At 70.3% G+C, this 14,897-nt stretch carries 17 protein-coding genes; 13 read left to right on the top strand and 4 right to left on the bottom strand.

Annotated elements, in window-relative coordinates; translation table 11 throughout:
• Positions 1-98 precede the first annotated feature (98 nt).
• From hisS to HNQ05_RS08810, 5 genes are read left to right on the top strand one after another with little or no spacing between them, the layout of a single operon-like run.
• A complete protein-coding gene (gene hisS / locus HNQ05_RS08830) occupies positions 99-1,361 on the top strand; it encodes a histidine--tRNA ligase (RefSeq protein ID WP_147145995.1) in 1,263 nt (420 codons plus the stop codon).
• Positions 1,358-3,112, top strand: coding sequence for an aspartate--tRNA ligase (aspS, locus tag HNQ05_RS08825; protein WP_147145997.1), 1,755 nt, complete (start codon positions 1,358-1,360; stop codon positions 3,110-3,112). The genes hisS and aspS overlap by 4 nt, the downstream gene beginning before the upstream one ends.
• A gap of 3 nt (positions 3,113-3,115) precedes the next feature.
• The gene (locus tag HNQ05_RS08820; protein ID WP_147145999.1) at positions 3,116-4,015 is read left to right on the top strand and encodes a PhzF family protein; all 900 of its coding nucleotides are present in this window, start codon (positions 3,116-3,118) and stop codon (positions 4,013-4,015) included.
• The gene (locus HNQ05_RS08815; RefSeq protein ID WP_147146001.1) at positions 4,012-4,830 is read left to right on the top strand and encodes an HAD family hydrolase; all 819 of its coding nucleotides are present in this window, start codon (positions 4,012-4,014) and stop codon (positions 4,828-4,830) included. The genes HNQ05_RS08820 and HNQ05_RS08815 overlap by 4 nt, the downstream gene beginning before the upstream one ends.
• Positions 4,815-5,642, top strand: a complete 828-nt coding sequence (locus HNQ05_RS08810; protein WP_183677753.1) for an HAD family hydrolase — start codon at positions 4,815-4,817, stop codon at positions 5,640-5,642. Before HNQ05_RS08815 ends, HNQ05_RS08810 begins: the two co-directional genes overlap by 16 nt.
• 18 nt (positions 5,643-5,660) lie before the next feature.
• On the opposite strand, the gene HNQ05_RS08805 is transcribed toward HNQ05_RS08810, so the two are convergent.
• Complete coding sequence (locus HNQ05_RS08805; protein ID WP_147146005.1) at positions 5,661-6,077, bottom strand: DUF6691 family protein; 417 nt, start codon at positions 6,075-6,077, stop codon at positions 5,661-5,663.
• Positions 6,074-6,640, bottom strand: coding sequence for a YeeE/YedE family protein (locus tag HNQ05_RS08800; RefSeq protein ID WP_246104090.1), 567 nt, complete (start codon positions 6,638-6,640; stop codon positions 6,074-6,076). Before HNQ05_RS08800 ends, HNQ05_RS08805 begins: the two co-directional genes overlap by 4 nt.
• A 168-nt stretch (positions 6,641-6,808) precedes the next feature.
• On the opposite strand from HNQ05_RS08800, the gene HNQ05_RS08795 reads away from it, so the two are divergent.
• The 7 genes from HNQ05_RS08795 to HNQ05_RS08765 are packed head-to-tail and all read left to right on the top strand — an operon-like array spanning position 6,809 to position 11,556.
• On the top strand, positions 6,809-7,030 hold the full coding sequence (locus tag HNQ05_RS08795; RefSeq protein ID WP_147146009.1) for a hypothetical protein: 222 nt from the start codon (positions 6,809-6,811) through the stop codon (positions 7,028-7,030).
• Positions 7,005-7,220: a helix-turn-helix transcriptional regulator gene (locus HNQ05_RS08790; protein ID WP_147146011.1), complete on the top strand. Its 216-nt coding sequence runs from the start codon at positions 7,005-7,007 to the stop codon at positions 7,218-7,220. The genes HNQ05_RS08795 and HNQ05_RS08790 overlap by 26 nt, the downstream gene beginning before the upstream one ends.
• A complete protein-coding gene (locus HNQ05_RS08785; protein ID WP_147146013.1) occupies positions 7,210-7,791 on the top strand; it encodes a hypothetical protein in 582 nt (193 codons plus the stop codon). The genes HNQ05_RS08790 and HNQ05_RS08785 overlap by 11 nt, the downstream gene beginning before the upstream one ends.
• A 9-nt stretch (positions 7,792-7,800) precedes the next feature.
• Positions 7,801-9,120 (top strand): asparagine--tRNA ligase, encoded by a 1,320-nt coding sequence (gene asnS / locus HNQ05_RS08780; RefSeq protein ID WP_147146015.1) that lies wholly within the window; start codon positions 7,801-7,803, stop codon positions 9,118-9,120.
• A 32-nt stretch (positions 9,121-9,152) separates the two neighbouring features.
• On the top strand, positions 9,153-10,187 hold the full coding sequence (locus HNQ05_RS08775) for a M24 family metallopeptidase (RefSeq protein WP_147146017.1): 1,035 nt from the start codon (positions 9,153-9,155) through the stop codon (positions 10,185-10,187).
• A gap of 3 nt (positions 10,188-10,190) precedes the next feature.
• Entirely contained in the window at positions 10,191-10,757 is a 567-nt protein-coding gene (locus tag HNQ05_RS08770) for a septal ring lytic transglycosylase RlpA family protein (protein ID WP_246104091.1), read from the top strand.
• A 1-nt stretch (position 10,758) separates the two neighbouring features.
• Positions 10,759-11,556 (top strand): deoxyribonuclease IV, encoded by a 798-nt coding sequence (locus HNQ05_RS08765; protein WP_147146019.1) that lies wholly within the window; start codon positions 10,759-10,761, stop codon positions 11,554-11,556.
• On the opposite strand, the gene pxpB is transcribed toward HNQ05_RS08765, so the two are convergent.
• Together pxpB and HNQ05_RS08755 are read right to left on the bottom strand one after the other, a co-directional pair.
• Positions 11,553-13,061, bottom strand: a complete 1,509-nt coding sequence (pxpB, locus tag HNQ05_RS08760) for a 5-oxoprolinase subunit PxpB (RefSeq protein WP_147146021.1) — start codon at positions 13,059-13,061, stop codon at positions 11,553-11,555. The two genes, HNQ05_RS08765 and pxpB, sit on opposite strands and share 4 nt — an antisense overlap.
• Positions 13,058-13,816, bottom strand: coding sequence for a LamB/YcsF family protein (locus HNQ05_RS08755; protein WP_147146023.1), 759 nt, complete (start codon positions 13,814-13,816; stop codon positions 13,058-13,060). Before HNQ05_RS08755 ends, pxpB begins: the two co-directional genes overlap by 4 nt.
• A gap of 104 nt (positions 13,817-13,920) precedes the next feature.
• On the opposite strand from HNQ05_RS08755, the gene HNQ05_RS08750 reads away from it, so the two are divergent.
• Positions 13,921-14,895: a TRAP transporter substrate-binding protein gene (locus HNQ05_RS08750; RefSeq protein WP_147146025.1), complete on the top strand. Its 975-nt coding sequence runs from the start codon at positions 13,921-13,923 to the stop codon at positions 14,893-14,895.
• The last annotated feature ends 2 nt before the right edge of the window (positions 14,896-14,897 follow it).

The following is a 14,897-nucleotide window of genomic DNA, read 5'->3' as shown; positions in this document are numbered from 1 at the left end:
AACGGGAATATGATTTTTCCCGGTCCGCGCTCCGGGGGTCCTGCTTTACCCCGTCATCGGGCGCGGGGCCCCGGCGGCCGAAGTGCTAAAATGGCGCCGTGATTCGCGCCGTTAAGGGAACCCACGACCTGTTCGGGTCCGCGCTGGCCTACCACCGCACCGTCGTCGAAGCGACCCGTCGCTGGGCGAGCGCCGCGGGCGCCGAGGAGATCGCCACCCCGATCTTCGAGCACACCGAGGTCTTCGAGCGCGGCGTGGGTCGGACGACCGACATCGTACAAAAGGAGATGTTCAGTTTCAGCGACCGCGGCCAGCGCTCGCTGACGCTGCGGCCCGAGGGCACCGCGGGCGTGGTGCGGGCCTACATCGAGCACGGCATGAAGGTGCGGCCGCAGCCGGTGCGGCTGTGGTACGCGGGTCCCATGTTCCGCGCCGAGCGGCCCCAGAAAGGCCGCCAGCGGCAGTTCCACCAGACCGGCTACGAGGTCATCGGCGCCGCCGAGCCCGAGGTGGACGCCGAAGCCGTCGCCCTCTCCTGGTGGATCCTCGCGGACCTGGGCCTCCAGCGGCTGCACCTCAAGTTGGGCTCGGTGGGCGACGCCGCGGACCGGGCGCGCTACAACGCCTACCTGCGCGAGCTCCTCACCCCACACGAGCAGAAGCTGTCCGAAGACTCGCGGCGGCGCCTCCAGACCAACCCCATGCGCATCCTCGACTCCAAGGCCGAGGTCGACCGGCGCCTGCTCGAAGCCCTGAAGGTGCGCCCCATGCTCGACTTCCTGGGCGAGGCGGCCCGGAAGCACTTCGAGGCGGTGCAGGCGCGGCTGCGGGCGCTGGGCGTTCCCTTCGAGGTCGATCCTACGATCGTGCGGGGGCTCGACTACTACGTGCGCACCTCCTGGGAAATACATCACGAACTCTTGGGCGCCCAGTCCGCCCTGGGCGGCGGCGGCCGCTACGACGGCCTCAGCGAGCTGCTGGGCGGACCCCCGGCGCCCGGGGTCGGCTGGGCGCTGGGCGTCGAGCGCGTGGCCCTGGCCATGGAGGCCGAAGGCCTCTACCCTGCCCCCTCGCCGGGGCTCGACCTCTACGTCGTCCCCCTCGAGCCCGAGCTGGTTCCCCGGGCCCTGGAGGTCGCCGCCCGCTTCTGGCCGGAGCTGCGCGTGCAGTACGCGCTTAAGGCGCGCAAACCCGGCAAGGGCCTGCAGGAGGCGGAAAAGAAGGGGGCGCGCTTCGCCGGCCTCCTCGGAGCCGACGAGGCCGCGGCCGGCACGCTGACGGTCAAGGACCTGAAATCGGGCGAACAACGCACCCTTCGTCCGGACAAAGTGAAAGAATGGATTCGAGGTGGAACGGCGTGAAACGCACCCATTACTGCGGTGAACTGAACGAACGGCACGAAGGCGAACGGGTCCTGCTGCAGGGCTGGGTCAACCGCCGGCGCGACCTGGGCGGGCTTGTCTTCCTCGACCTGCGTGACCGGACCGGGCTGGTCCAGGTCGTGGTGGACCCCGACAGCCCCGCCTTCGCCGAGGCCGACCGCGTCCGCGGCGAGTACGTCGTCGAGGTCGAGGGTACGGTGCGCGCCCGCCCCGCCGACCAGGTCAACCCCGAGCTGGCGACGGGCCGCGTCGAGGTCGCGGCCGCGCGCATCGAGGTGCTGAACGAAGCGGCGACGCCGCCGTTCCCGGTGGACGCCTCCTGGCGCGGCGAGGACGACCCGGCGGAGCGCGTGAACGAAGACCTGCGCCTCAAGTACCGCTACCTCGACCTGCGGCGCAAGCCGATGCTGGACCGCTTGCGGCTGCGCCACGCGGTCATCAAGGCGATCTGGGACTTCCTCAGCGCCGAAGGCTTCGTGCAAGTGGAGACCCCCTTCCTCACCCGCAGCACCCCCGAAGGCGCGCGCGACTTCCTGGTGCCGAGCCGCCTCGAGCCCGGCAAGTTCTACGCCCTCCCCCAGTCGCCCCAGCTTTTCAAGCAGATGCTGATGATCGCGGGCGTGGACCGCTATTTCCAGATCGCCCGCTGTTTCCGCGACGAGGACCTGCGGGCCGACCGTCAGCCCGACTTTACCCAGCTCGACCTGGAGATGTCCTTCGTAAGCCAGGAGGACATCTGGGCGATCAACGAGCGGCTCGTGGTCCACGTCTTCCGTGAGGCGCTGGGGGTGGAGCTGCCCCTCCCCTTCCCGCGGATGCCCTACCGCGAGGCGCTGGAGCGGTACGGCTCCGACAAGCCCGACACCCGCTTCGGCCTCGAACTCGCAGCGGCCGACGCGCTCTTCGCCGAGGGTAACTTCAACGCCTTCCGCAGCGTGCTGGAGGCCGGGGGCGTGGTCCGCGGGCTGCGGGCGCCGGCGGAGCTCTCGCGCAAGCAGATCGCCGCGCTCGAGGAGGTGGCGAGGCGCTACGGCGCCAAGGGGCTGGCCTGGGTCAAGGTGGGCGCGGACGGCCTCAGCGGCGGCATCGCCAAGTTCCTGGACGAGGCGGCCCTGCGCGCCTGGGGCGCACGACCGGGCGAGACCGTGCTCTTCGTCGCGGACCGCTGGAGCACCGCGCTCGAGGCGCTGGGTCAGGTGCGCCTGGCACTCGCCGAGCTGCTGGGGGTCGAGCGCAGCGGCTGGAACTTCCTCTGGGTCGTCGACTTTCCGCTGCTCGAGTGGGACAGCGACCTGGAGTTGTGGACCTACATGCACCACCCCTTCACCTCCCCCCATCCGGAGGACCTGCCGCTGCTGGAAAGCGACCCGGGCCGGGTGCGGGCGCAGGCCTACGACCTGGTCCTCAACGGCACCGAGGTGGGCGGAGGCTCGATACGTATTCACCGCATGGAGCTCCAGCAAAAGATGTTTGACGTGCTCGGCATCCCCCGCCAGGAGGCCGAGGAGAAGTTCGGCTTTTTTCTCGAGGCGCTGCGCTACGGCGCGCCGCCGCACGGCGGCATCGCCTGGGGCCTCGACCGCTTCCTGGCGCTGATGAGCGGTGCGGCGAGCATCCGTGAGGTCATCCCCTTTCCCAAGAACCAGTCGGGTCGCGACCCCCTCACCGGCGCGCCCGCGCCGGTCTCTCCCGCGCAGCTGGCGGAGCTGCACCTGAAGATCGAGGAGTAGCCGGTGAAGCTGCCCTACCTGCTCGTCGACGCCTTCACCCGCACCCCGGGCACGGGGAACCGCGCCGCGGTGCTGCTCGACGCCCGCGGGCTTTCGGACGCGCAGATGCGCCGCGTCGCCCAGGAGCTCGAGACCAGCGAGACCGTCTTCGTCACCGACTGGAAGGACAACGTCTTCTCGGTGCGGTTCTACACCCCGGCCCGTGAAGTCGAGTTTGCGGGGCACGCGGCCATCGCCCTGGCGGTCACCCTGACGCTGCAGGGGCGCATCGGCGAGAGCGAGCGCCAGCTCTTCCTGCAGACCCCGGTGGACAACATTCCGGTCCACCTGGAGCGCGACGAGGCCGGGGTGATCCAGGCGGTGATGCGCGAGCCCGCGCCCCGCTTCCGCGACGTTCTCTCCTGGAGCGCGTTGCGCGAGCTGCTCGAGGCTTTGGGTATCAACGAGCGCTACCTGCACCGTGGGCTGCCCAGCGGCGTCGCCTTCAGCGGCCTTTGGTCCGCCTTCGTTCCCCTGATCGCCCCCGGGTTGGTCGACGAGCTCGAGCCCGACATGGAACGGCTGGTCGAGATCTGCTCGGTGCTCGAGGTCGACACCGTGCACACCTACGCGCCGGTGGGGCCGCGGGCCTACTACGCTCGCGACTTTGCGCCCGCTCTGGGCATTCCCGAAGACCCGGTCACGGGCACCGCGAACGGGGCGCTGGCCGCGCTGCTGGCCCGCGCCGGGGTGGTGCCGCGGCGCGAGGGCTCGGCCGAGATCCAGGTGCTTCAGGGGCACCATCTGGGCGTGCCTGGCGTGGTTCGTGTACGCGTCGAGTACGCGGTGTCGGGCGAACCCTACGCGGTCTACGTGGGCGGGCCCGCGGTCGTCGCCCACTCGGGATGGATCGGCGTGCGATGATCCGCCTCGTCTTCGTCGACGTCGACGGCACCCTGCACGGGCCCGACGGGGTGCCCGGCTGCGCCTGGGAGGCGGCGCGAAAGGCCCGCGCCCACGGCCTGCACCTCTCGCTGGCCACCGGGCGACCTAGCGCCGGCCTGAGCCTTGACTACGCGCGGCGGCTCGACCCCGAAGGCCTCCACGTCTTCCATCAGGGGGCGCTCGTCGCCCGCGCGGACGGCACCCCGGCGCACGCCGTGCGTCTGCCCCAGACGGCCTACCACCGGGTCGTCGACTTGGCCCGCGCTCGCGCCCTGCCCCTCGAGGCCTACGACGCCGAGGGCGGCGTCTACGTCGAGCGCTCGTCCTCGGACCTTGAAGCCCATGCCCGCCTGCTGGGGATCGAGTTTCAGCGGACGGAACTGCAGGCGCGGTTCTTCCGCAGCACCGTCATCCGCCTGCAGTGGGTCGTGCGCCCCGGCCCGGCGTGGGAGCGCGCCAGGGCTGCGGTGGACGCCGAGCTGACGGAACGGCTTTCCTGGCACATGGGCACCAGCCCGTCCACCCCCGGCGTGCTCTACGCCTCGCTGCTCGAGCGCCGCGCCGGCAAGCTGAGTGCGGCGCGCTGGGTGGCCGAGCGGTTCGGGGTGACGATGCGCGAGGTGGCCATGATCGGCGACGGCGCCAACGACCTGGAGCTGATCCGCGCCGCCGGCGTGGGGATCGCCATGGGCAACGCGCCGGACGAGGTCAAGCGCGCCGCCGACCGCGTGGTCGCGCCGGTGGAGCGCTGCGGCCTCGCCGAGGCGCTGGAGGGGTTGTGGCGCGGGCGCTGATCGCGCTGGACCTGGACGGCACCCTGCTGAAGCACGGGGTCTTCCTTCCCGACGCGCCGCGGTTCCTCGAACGGCTGCGTGCGGCGGGCCACCTGCTCGCGGTCAACACCGGACGGCTGCCGGCGGGGTTCGCGCTCGAGGCGGCCAGGCGCATCCGCCCCGACGGCCTGCACGCCTTTTCCGACGGCGCCCTGATCGCCGACGCCCGCGGCCGTATCCAGAGCCGTACGACGCTGGACCCCTCCGTGGTGAGGCGGGTCCTCGCGGCCGCCCTTGATCTTCACCTCGTCGCCGAGTTCCACACCGCCCTGGGCGTCCGCTACCACCTGGCCACCCGGCCCCCCGAAGACCGCCACGAACACGTGGCGGCGACGGGTACGCCTTCCTTCGCCATCGCCCCCGAAGCCGTTCCCGACCTGCCCCTCGTAGGGGCCTGGCTGCTGCGGGTACCCGCCGGGCGGCTGGATGGGCTGCGAGCGGAGCTGAGCGCGGGCGCCCGCGTCGAGGCCTACGGACCCCGCGAAGGATACTGGATCCTCGGCGTCAAGCCGGCCGCGGGGCACAAGGGCACGGGCCTGCTCGAGCTGGCCCGTAGCTACGGCGTCGCCCCCGAGGCCACGGTGATGCTGGGCGACGGGCTCAACGACCTGGGCGGCCTCGAAGCGGCGGGCCTAGGCATCGCCGTAGGCAACGCGCCCGACTTCGTGCAGCGGGCGGCCGACCGCGTGGTCGCTCCCTCAGGCGAAGGGGGCCTGCTCGAGGCCGCCGAGCTCATCCTGCAGACTTACGGCCGGGCGCGCGCCCGGCCGTAGTCCTTTCGGAACTTCGTATCAGTGCGGCAGCATCTCCCGCAGCAGCCCGTAGACCCAGGTGCCCAGGATCATTCCCGCGAAGAGGATCAGGTAGGCGGGCCAGCCGGCGCCGATCAGCGCCAGCGTGGGCCCCGGGCAGGCGCCGGCCAGCGCCCAGCCGAGCCCGAAGATCGTCCCGCCCACGATGTAACGGGTCCAGGTACGGGCCTTGTCGTTGATCTTGATCTCGGGTCCCTCGAGGCTGCGCTTGCCCCGCAGCAGCCAAACGCCGATCATGGCCACGACGATCGCGGACATGATCATGCCGTACATGTGAAAGGCCCCGAACTGAAACATCTCCTGGATGCGGTACCAGGAAGCCGCCTGCGACTGCACCAGGGTGACGCCCCCGAGGACGCCCACCAGGAAGTAGGCCAGACCGAAGAAGAACCTCATCCGGCACCTCCCGTGATCCAGGCGATCAGCCCGGGCAGGATCCACCAGGCTCCGATCAGGCCGCCGACGAAGAAGAAGACGACCGCCACAAGCGAGGGCAGCTGCAGCGCCGCGATGCCGGTGATCGCGTGGCCCGAGGTGCAGCCCCCGCCGTAACGGGCTCCGAAACCGATTAGGAAGCCGCCGAGCAGCAGATAGACCCAGACCTTCCAGGAGGCTAGCGCGCTCGTGGCGAACAGCTTGAGGGGGACGATGGCCTGCGGGTCGTCGAGCCCCCAGCTCTTGATGCGCTCGAGCACCGTGCCGTTGAGGTGGACCGGGTCCCCCGGGTACAGGTAGCCGGCGAGGAAGCCGCCCGCGAGCAGGCCCAGCGCGAAGAGCAGGTTCCAGGTCTCTTTCCTCCAGTCGTACTGGAAGAAGGCGGGTTTCTTACCCGGCCACATGGCGCAGACGTGGCGCAGGTTGGCCGAGATTCCGAAGTCTTTGTTACCGAGCCAGAGCAAGAGCGGCACGATCAGACCCAGCAAGGGGCCGGAAACGTACCAGGGCCAGAGTTGCGTCATGATCTCTTGCAAATCCTTCACCTCCCGCTTCGCGCTCATTATTTACCCATGAGCGCGAGGTGCTTAGGGCTATCCGTCCCGCCCGTCCCCGCGGTGCCGTGCGGGGATAGTAAAGCACACTTGACATATGGTCGCGCAGGCTTTACCCTTGTGTCAAGGAGGCTTGACATGGGAACGGGCAACCTCAACCCTTACGAACTCCTCGAAGCCGGCGAACAACGGCGGAGCCAGGTGCAAACGGAGATGGAGCGCCTGCGCGCGGCCGACCCCTTGCTGCGGCGGGGGCGCACCCTGGCGGCCGGTCTGCTCAAGAACGCGGCGCGCCGCTTCCTGCGCGCCGCCGAACGCCTGGAGGCGGGTCGCTATGAAGAACAGGCTTCCGGTGCTTAGGGCCGAACGCGGCTGGAGCCAGGCGACGCTGGTCGAGCGCCTGGGTGTCAGCCGCCAGACGGTCAACGCCATCGAGAAGGGGCGGTACGACCCCAGCCTGCCGCTGGCCTTCAAGATCGCCGAGGTTTTCGGTCTGGCCATCGAGGACGTATTCGAGCCCGAAGAGAGCGGGGTGCATCATGCCGAATGAACGATCCAAGCGTACGGTTTCCATCAGCGGCACCGCGATCGTCCTGGCCGCCGCAGCACTGATCGCCTTCGCCTCCGGCGCCGCCCAGGCCGCCTGGGCGCTGGTGTGGATCTACCTGGCTTCGGTCACCCTCGTGGGTGCGGTCATCGCCTGGATTGGCTGGAGCGACGGGCCTGCCTCGGAAGTCAAGGTGGCCCTGGGTAAGGAGTCCGCACCCCTGGCGGGCGAGACGGGGGCCCGGCGCGGGTACCGGCTGGTCGTCCTCACGGCCTGGGTGGTGGTGACCGCGACGGCGCTGCTGTATTTGGCTTTCAACGGTTACCCCCTGATGCTGGTGCCTGCGTTGTCGCTGATCGTCTTCCTGCTGCCGGGGGCGGGAGAGCGCCTGATCGTGGACGAATACATCCAGAGCGTGCTCGTGCGCGCTTCGTCGGTGGCGCATGCAGCCGGACTGGTGGCGGGGTTTCTAGCGCTCGCGGCCCTGCGCCCGAGCGCTCTCGAGCTTTTTGCCGTCGTCGTAGCCGTCTACGCCATCGTACTCGAGTGGGCGGCCTGGCGCGAGCTGCGTTAAACTCATTGCATGCAACGTGCGTACATCGAAGAGATCGCCCGGTACGAGGGCCAGGAGGTGCGGCTCGCCGGCTGGCTGGTGAACCGCCGCAGCAAGGGCAAGCTGCACTTCCTCATCGTTCGCGACGGCACCGGCTTCCTCCAGGCCACCGTCTTTAGGGGCAACGTCGACGAAGCGACCTTCGTTCGCGCCGACCACCTGCGCCAGGAGACGGCGCTCGAGGTGTGGGGGCGGGTCAAGGCCGACGCCCGCGCCCCCGGCGGCTACGAGATCGAGGTCCTGGGCCTGGAGGTGCTGAGCGAGCCCGAGGGCGAGTACCCCATCACCCCCAAGGAGCACGGCATCGAGTTCCTGATGGACCACCGCCATCTGTGGCTGCGCCACCGCCGCCCCTGGGCAGCGATGCGGATTCGCGACGAGATCGAACGCGCCACCCACGACTTCTTCGCCCAGCGCGGCTTCGTTCGCTTCGACACCCCGATCCTCACCCCCAACGCCGTCGAGGGGACGACCGAGCTCTTCGAGGTGGACCTCTTCGACGGTCAGAAGGCCTACCTGAGCCAGTCGGGCCAGCTCTACGCCGAGGCGGGAGCGCTGGCCTACGGCAAGGTCTACACCTTCGGCCCCACCTTTCGCGCCGAGCGCTCCAAAACCCGGCGGCACCTTCTGGAGTTCTGGATGGTCGAACCCGAGGCCGCCTTCATGGACCACGAGGAGAACATCGCCCTGCAGGAGGCCTACGTGAGCTACCTGGTGGGGCGGGTGCTCGAGCACCGGGCGCGCGAGCTGGAGTTGCTGGAGCGCGACCCGAAGGCGCTCGAGCCCGCGGCCGCAGGCGATTACCCGCGCCTCAGCTACCGGGGGGCCGTCGAGCTGCTCGCCAAGATCGCCGAAAGCGACCCCGAGGTCGAGGCCCTCCCCTACGGTGAGGACTTCGGCGCCCCCCACGAGGCGGCGATCAGCCGGCGCTTCGACCGCCCGGTCTTTATCGAGAAGTACCCCGCGGCCATCAAGGCCTTCTACATGCAACCCGACGACGAGGACCCAAGCCTGGTGAAGAACGACGACCTGCTCGCACCCGAGGGCTACGGGGAGATCATCGGCGGCTCCGAGCGCATCCACGAGCCGGGGCTGTTGTTGAAGCGCATCCGCGAGCACGGCCTGCCCGAAGAGGTCTTCGAATGGTACCTGGACCTGCGCCGCTACGGCAGCGTACCCCACGCGGGTTTCGGGCTGGGGCTCGAGCGTACGGTCGCCTGGATCGCCGGCCTCGCCCACGTGCGCGAGGCCGTGCCCTTCCCGCGGATGTACACGCGGATGCGACCCTGAGAATAACATCACGATCTAGGAGCTCGTGAAATATGAACGTATCACCGCCACCCAACGTCGACGCCCTGCTCGTCAAGCGACCGGAGAACGTCCGCTACCTGTCGGGCTTCACCGCGCCCGAGGACGCCTGGGTGCTCTACCGCCCCGAAGCCCCCCTCCTCTTCACCGACGCCCGCTACGGCCAGCAGGCACCCGCGGAGTCGCGCATCGCCGTCGAGATCGTCAACCCGCGCGAGGGCTACGGCTTTCTCGAACCGCACGTCGCCGGGTTGCGCGTCGGCTACGAGGCGCGCCACCTCCCCTGCGCCGACCTGGAGCGGCTGCGCGCGGCCACCTCGGCCGAATGGGTGGCCACGGAAAACCTCGTCGAGCAGGCGCGGCGCGTCAAGACGCCCGAAGAAGTCGAACGCATCCGGGCGGCCGCGGCGCTTGCCGACCGCGGGCTGGCCTGGCTGCTGCCCCGTCTCCGTCCGGGCGTGCGTGAACGCGACCTGGCCCTCGACCTCGAGTTCTGGCTGCGGCGCGAGGGCGCCGAGGCCGCGGCCTTCGACTTCATCGTCGCCTCGGGCCCCCGGGGGGCGCTGCCCCACGGCGTGGCCTCGGACAAGACGGTCGAGGCCGGCGAGCTCGTCACCCTCGACTTCGGGGCCGTCGTCGGCGGCTACCACTCCGACATGACCCGTACCGTCGCGGTGGGCGCGGCCGACGGGGAGATGCGCCGGATCTTCGACGTGGTCCTGCAAGCGCTGGAGGCGGCCCTGGACGCGGCCCGGCCCGGCGTGGCGGCGCGCGAACTCGACGCGGTGGCGCGCTGCGTCGTCGAGGCCGCCGGCTACGGCCCCCGGTTCGTGCATTCCCTGGGGCACGGCGTGGGCCTGGAGATCCACGAGGCTCCCTTCCTGAACGCGCGGTCGGACGAGGTGCTGGAGCCCGGCATGGTCATCACCCTCGAACCCGGCGTCTACCTCCCCGGCCGGGGCGGGGTGCGCATCGAGGAGCTGGCCCTGGTCACGACGAACGGAATCGAACTGCTGAGCCACAGCCCCCGGGGCTGGACGGAGGTCTGAGGCGTGCGACCGGCGTTCGCCGCGATGCTGCTCGTGCTGCTCGCCGGTTGCGCCCCGCGGGCGCTTCCCGAGGCGCACGCACCGGATCCGGCGGCGGTGCAGCGAATTCACGTCGTGCAGCCGGGAGACACCCTCTACGCAATCGCCCGCCGCTTCGGGATCGGTGTCGCGGCGTTACGTGCCGCCAACGGCCTGACGGACGACCGTATCCACCCCGGCCAGGTCCTCGTTGTGCCCGGCCCACCGCCACCGCCCGAGGTCCCGCTGGGCTACGTCGAGGAGGGCGTGGCCTCGTGGTACGGCCCGGGGTTTCACGGCCGCCGCACCGCCAGCGGCGAGGTCTTCGACATGTACGCCTACACCGCCGCGCACCGTACCCTGCCGTTCGGCAGCGTGGTGCGGGTGACCCGGCTGGACACCGGTGCCCGGGTGACCGTGCGCATCAACGACCGCGGCCCCTTCAAGAAGAACCGCATCCTCGACCTCAGCTACGCCGCCGCGCGCGAGCTCGACCTGATCCGCGCGGGCACCGCGCGGGTGCGCATCGAGGTCGTGGGTTTCGAGGAGTAACGTGCACTACGGATTCCACAACTCCATCAGCGGCCGACGCGGCTACGCCGCTGCGCTCGACCGCGCCGAAGAGTTGGGCACCACCGCCGCCCAGCTCTTCGCCAAGAGTCCGCGCAGCTGGCGAACCCGCAGCTTGAGACCCGGCGAGGCCGAAGCCTTCCGCGACGCGCTGGCCATCGGCCTCGTGCGCCGGACGGCCATCCACGCCTCCTACCTGGTCAACCTCGGAGCCGATGGGGAGCTCTGGGAGAAGAGCGTCTTCAGCCTGGCCGATGACCTGGAGAAGGCCGCGCTGCTGGGGGTCGACTACGTGGTCGTGCACCCGGGCTCGGGCCCGGCCGAGCGGGTCCGTGAGGGAGCGCTCAAGGCGCTCATGCTCGCACCGGGAGGACCCTGGTTGCTGCTCGAGAACGTGGCCGGGCGAGGCCGCAAGGTGGGGCGGCGGTTCGAGGAGCTCGCCGACCTGATCGCGGGGACCCCCCTGGGCGTGGCCTTCGACACCTGCCACGCCTTCGCCGCAGGCTACCCGCTGCACGATGACCCCGCCGGGGTGATCGACGAGCTGGACCGCACCGTCGGCCTCGAGCGCGTGCCGCTCGTCCACCTCAACGACTCGGTCGGCGCCCTGGGCAGCGGCGTGGACCATCACGCCAACCTCGGGGAGGGGCAGATCGGCGCGGCGCTGGCCGGAATCGTACGGGATGCGCGCCTTGCCGATAAGACCTTCATCATGGAAACGCCTAAGGAGGCCGACGTTCACAATCTGGCGACGTTCCGTCGCTGGGCAGGGATCGGCTAGACGTCGAGGACGGCGTAGGCCTGCGCCGAGGGATCGAGCACGAAGCGCAACCGGTCCCCTTCACGCAGCTGACCCGCCCGCGCCAGATCCGCGGGGTGCAGAACCGCGGGTTTGGCGTAGCCGCCGATGGTGCCGCGGTCGGCGAGCAGCAGCATCGGCGCCCCCCCGGGGGGGACCTGCACCGCGCCCAGGGGCACGCCCTCGCTCGTTACTTCGCCGCCGGGCACCGCAGCCCCTTCGAGACGCACGCCCATGCGATCGGCGGCCGCGACGCGAAAACGGCCTCGCAGGAGCGCCTCCAGAGCGTCGGGTTCCGCCTGCGGCCCCGGGCGCAGGCGTAAGACGGCCTCCGCCCCCGCACGGCTGCCATGGCGCCATGCGCGCCTCGCTCGGCGCAGCCGGCCCGGCACGGCCCGGGCGTGCAGCCGGTCGCCGGGCGCGAGCGGGCGGCCGATGCGTCCCTTGAGGTCGGGGCTGGCGCTGTCCATGAACCGACCCAGCGCCAGCCCGCCGGGTACGGACAGGTACCCCCGGGGGCCGCCGGTGAGGGCACGCAGGTCCAGGCGTTCGCCGCGCCGCAGGAGACGGGTCCATGCCTGCATGCGGCCGTGGGCGTCCTGCAGCGCCAGGGCCACGGTCACCTCCTCTAGGGCTTCCAGCAGCGGCCCGCTTAGGTTGAGCTCCAGCGCGGGCGCGGAAGGGGGGTTGCCGAGGAGGCGGTTGGCGACGCTTAGCGAACGGGCGTCGAGGGGCCCGCTGCGCGCCAGTCCGAAGCGGCCGGCACGGAAGCGTCCGCCGTCGACCGGGAGGGTGAGCAGCCCGGCTTCGAGCACCTCGAGCACCGCGGTACCCTCCCCGGCCTCAAGAAGCTCCACGGCCTCGGGCGGGCCCGGAGGCTCACCCTCCTGCGGCACGAACCGCACCCGGTCTCCGGGTTCGAGCAGGAAGGGCCGCTCCCGGTGAGGGTCGTAGACGCGGACCAGGGTGCGCCCCAGCAGGTTCCAGCCCCCGGGGCTCTCCTGGGGGTAGATGCCGGTCTGCACCCCCGCGATGCCCACGGCGTGCGCGGGTACGCGCTTACGGGGAGCGGCGCGCCGTGGCAGCCGCAGCGGCTCGGGCACCTCGGCCATGAAGGGAAAGCCGGGGGTGAAGCCGACGGCGTAGACGCGGTAGCTTACACCCGCGTGCAGCCGGACTACCTCCTCGGGGCTCAGACCGGTGCGCTCGGCGATCTCGGGCAGGTCGAGACCGCCGTAGCGCACCGGGATCTCTACGCATCGCCCCTCCCGCCCCTCCCCCGCTCCGAGGCTGCGTGCCCAGTCGGCGAGCGCCTGGACGTTCACCTTTCGCGGATCGTATTCGACGAAGATGCGATCGTAGCTGGGAATCCAGTCGAGCAGCCAATCGGGCGGGCCTGCCTCGATGGCCGCCGACGCACGCGCCACCCGCGCCCCTACCCGGGGATCGATGCCGCGGCCGAAGACGAGGTAAGCGCCCCAGGTCATCGGTAGCTGCGGACGTCCACCCCGGCGGTCTCGAGCGCCCGGCGCACCGCCCGCGCGATGGCCACGGCCTCGGGGTTGTCGCCGTGGACGCAGAGGGTCTCGGCCCGGACCTCCACCTCACCGCCGTCCAGCGCCGCGACCTTACCCTCGAGCACCATCTGCACCGCCCGTTCGGCGGCCCGCTCGGGGTCGCGGATCAGCGCCCCATCCAGGCTGCGCGGCGCCAGCCGTCCGTCGGACAGGTAGGCCCGGTCGGGAAAGGCCTCGCGCACGAACCGCACCCCCACCCGTGCGGCCGCCGCTTCCATGGGGGTGTTCGGCAGCAGCACCAGCGGCAGCTCGGGGTCGTAGTCGCGAACCGCCCGTGCCACCGCTTCGGCGGTGGCCTCGTTGCGGAGCATCTGCAGGTAGAGCGCCCCGTGGGGTTTGACGTGGTGCAGCAGCGCGCCCTCCACCTTCAGGAAGGCCGCGAGCGCCCCGATCTGGTAGAGGGTGTCGGCATAGGCCTGTTCCGGCGTCACCGCCAGGTCGCGGCGCCCGAACCCCACCAGGTCGGGAAACCCCGGATGCGCCCCCACCGCGACCCCGTGCTTTCGGGCCAGGGCGATGCTACGTCGCATCGTGAGCGGGTCGCCGGCGTGAAAACCGGTGGCGAGGTTGACCGAGCTGAGCAGCGGGAACAGCTCCTCGTCGCTACCCATCTTCCAGGGGCCGAACGATTCCCCGGCGTCGGCGTTCAAATCGATGCTGGGCATGGGCACCTCCTCGTACATATTGTTGCACGCCGCCAAGGGGCACGCTGGGATTGGGCCAAAGGACCCCGTCGCCGCCGCACTATAATGGACGCGGAGGTGAGCTTATGAAAAGGTATGCACTCTGGTTGTCCGCGGCCCTGATGTTTAGCGGTCTTGGCCTCGCCAAGACCAAGTGGGACATGCACATCGCCTGGCCCTCCGGTAACTTCCACACCAAGGGCGTGGTGATGTTCGCCGACCTCGTCGCCAAGAAGACCGGCGGCGACCTCGAGATCGCCGTCCACCCCGGCGGCGCTTTGGGGTTCAAAGGGCAGGAGGTACTGGGCGCGGTGCGCAGCGGCACGCTGCCCATCGCCGAGCTGCTCATGGGCAACGCCCGCGGGGACGACCCCATCTTCGGGCTCACCTCGGTGCCGCTGCTGGTGAAGAACTACGACGAGGCCTGGAAGCTGTACCAGATCGCCAAGCCCTACTACGTGGAAGCCCTGGCCCGGCACAACGCCAAGCTGCTCTACGCCGTCCCCTGGCCCCCGAGCGGCATCTACACCAAGAAGATGCTGAAGAGCACGGCCGATTTCAAGGGCCTGAAGATCCGCACCTACGACGCCAACTCGGCCGAGTTCGTCACCCTGCTGGGCGGTCAGGGCATCGCCATTCCCTTCAGCGAGCTCTACACCGCCCTCTCCACCGGTCTGGTCAACGGGGTGCTGACCTCCACGCAGACCGGCGTCGACGCCAAGCTCTGGGAAGTGACCAACTACTTCCACCGCATCAACTACGCCTTCCCGCTCAACATGGTGATCGTCAACAAGCAGGCGTTCGACAAGCTCTCCGCGGAGGACCAGCAGGCCATCCTCGACGCCGCCGACGAGGTGGAGGCCTTCCAGTGGAAGGCTTCGCAGAAGGCCGACCTGGTCTCCGAAATCGCGCTCAAGAACCACGGCATGCAGATCGTGAAGGACATCACCCCCGAGCTGCAGAGCGCGATGGAGGCGGCGGCCCAGAAGATCCTGGAGAAGTGGATGGCCGAGGCGGGGCCGAAGGCGAAGGAAGTCCTGGACGCCTTCCAGGGCAAGTAAGG

The organism is Oceanithermus desulfurans (assembly GCF_014201675.1).
Taxonomy (GTDB): domain Bacteria; phylum Deinococcota; class Deinococci; order Deinococcales; family Marinithermaceae; genus Oceanithermus; species Oceanithermus desulfurans.
This window is presented reverse-complemented; position numbering and strand designations above follow the sequence as displayed.

Coding starts and splice junctions, on each gene's coding strand:
- HNQ05_RS08795 (WP_147146009.1), top strand. CDS start 6,809: ATGGGAACGGGCAACCTCAACCCTTACGAACTCCTCGAAGCCGGCGAA.
- HNQ05_RS08800 (WP_246104090.1), bottom strand. CDS start 6,640: ATGACGCAACTCTGGCCCTGGTACGTTTCCGGCCCCTTGCTGGGTCTG.
- HNQ05_RS08785 (WP_147146013.1), top strand. CDS start 7,210: ATGCCGAATGAACGATCCAAGCGTACGGTTTCCATCAGCGGCACCGCG.
- pxpB (WP_147146021.1), bottom strand. CDS start 13,061: ATGACCTGGGGCGCTTACCTCGTCTTCGGCCGCGGCATCGATCCCCGG.
- HNQ05_RS08790 (WP_147146011.1), top strand. CDS start 7,005: ATGAAGAACAGGCTTCCGGTGCTTAGGGCCGAACGCGGCTGGAGCCAG.
- HNQ05_RS08750 (WP_147146025.1), top strand. CDS start 13,921: ATGAAAAGGTATGCACTCTGGTTGTCCGCGGCCCTGATGTTTAGCGGT.
- HNQ05_RS08805 (WP_147146005.1), bottom strand. CDS start 6,077: ATGAGGTTCTTCTTCGGTCTGGCCTACTTCCTGGTGGGCGTCCTCGGG.
- asnS (WP_147146015.1), top strand. CDS start 7,801: ATGCAACGTGCGTACATCGAAGAGATCGCCCGGTACGAGGGCCAGGAG.
- HNQ05_RS08755 (WP_147146023.1), bottom strand. CDS start 13,816: ATGCCCAGCATCGATTTGAACGCCGACGCCGGGGAATCGTTCGGCCCC.
- HNQ05_RS08775 (WP_147146017.1), top strand. CDS start 9,153: ATGAACGTATCACCGCCACCCAACGTCGACGCCCTGCTCGTCAAGCGA.
- HNQ05_RS08815 (WP_147146001.1), top strand. CDS start 4,012: ATGATCCGCCTCGTCTTCGTCGACGTCGACGGCACCCTGCACGGGCCC.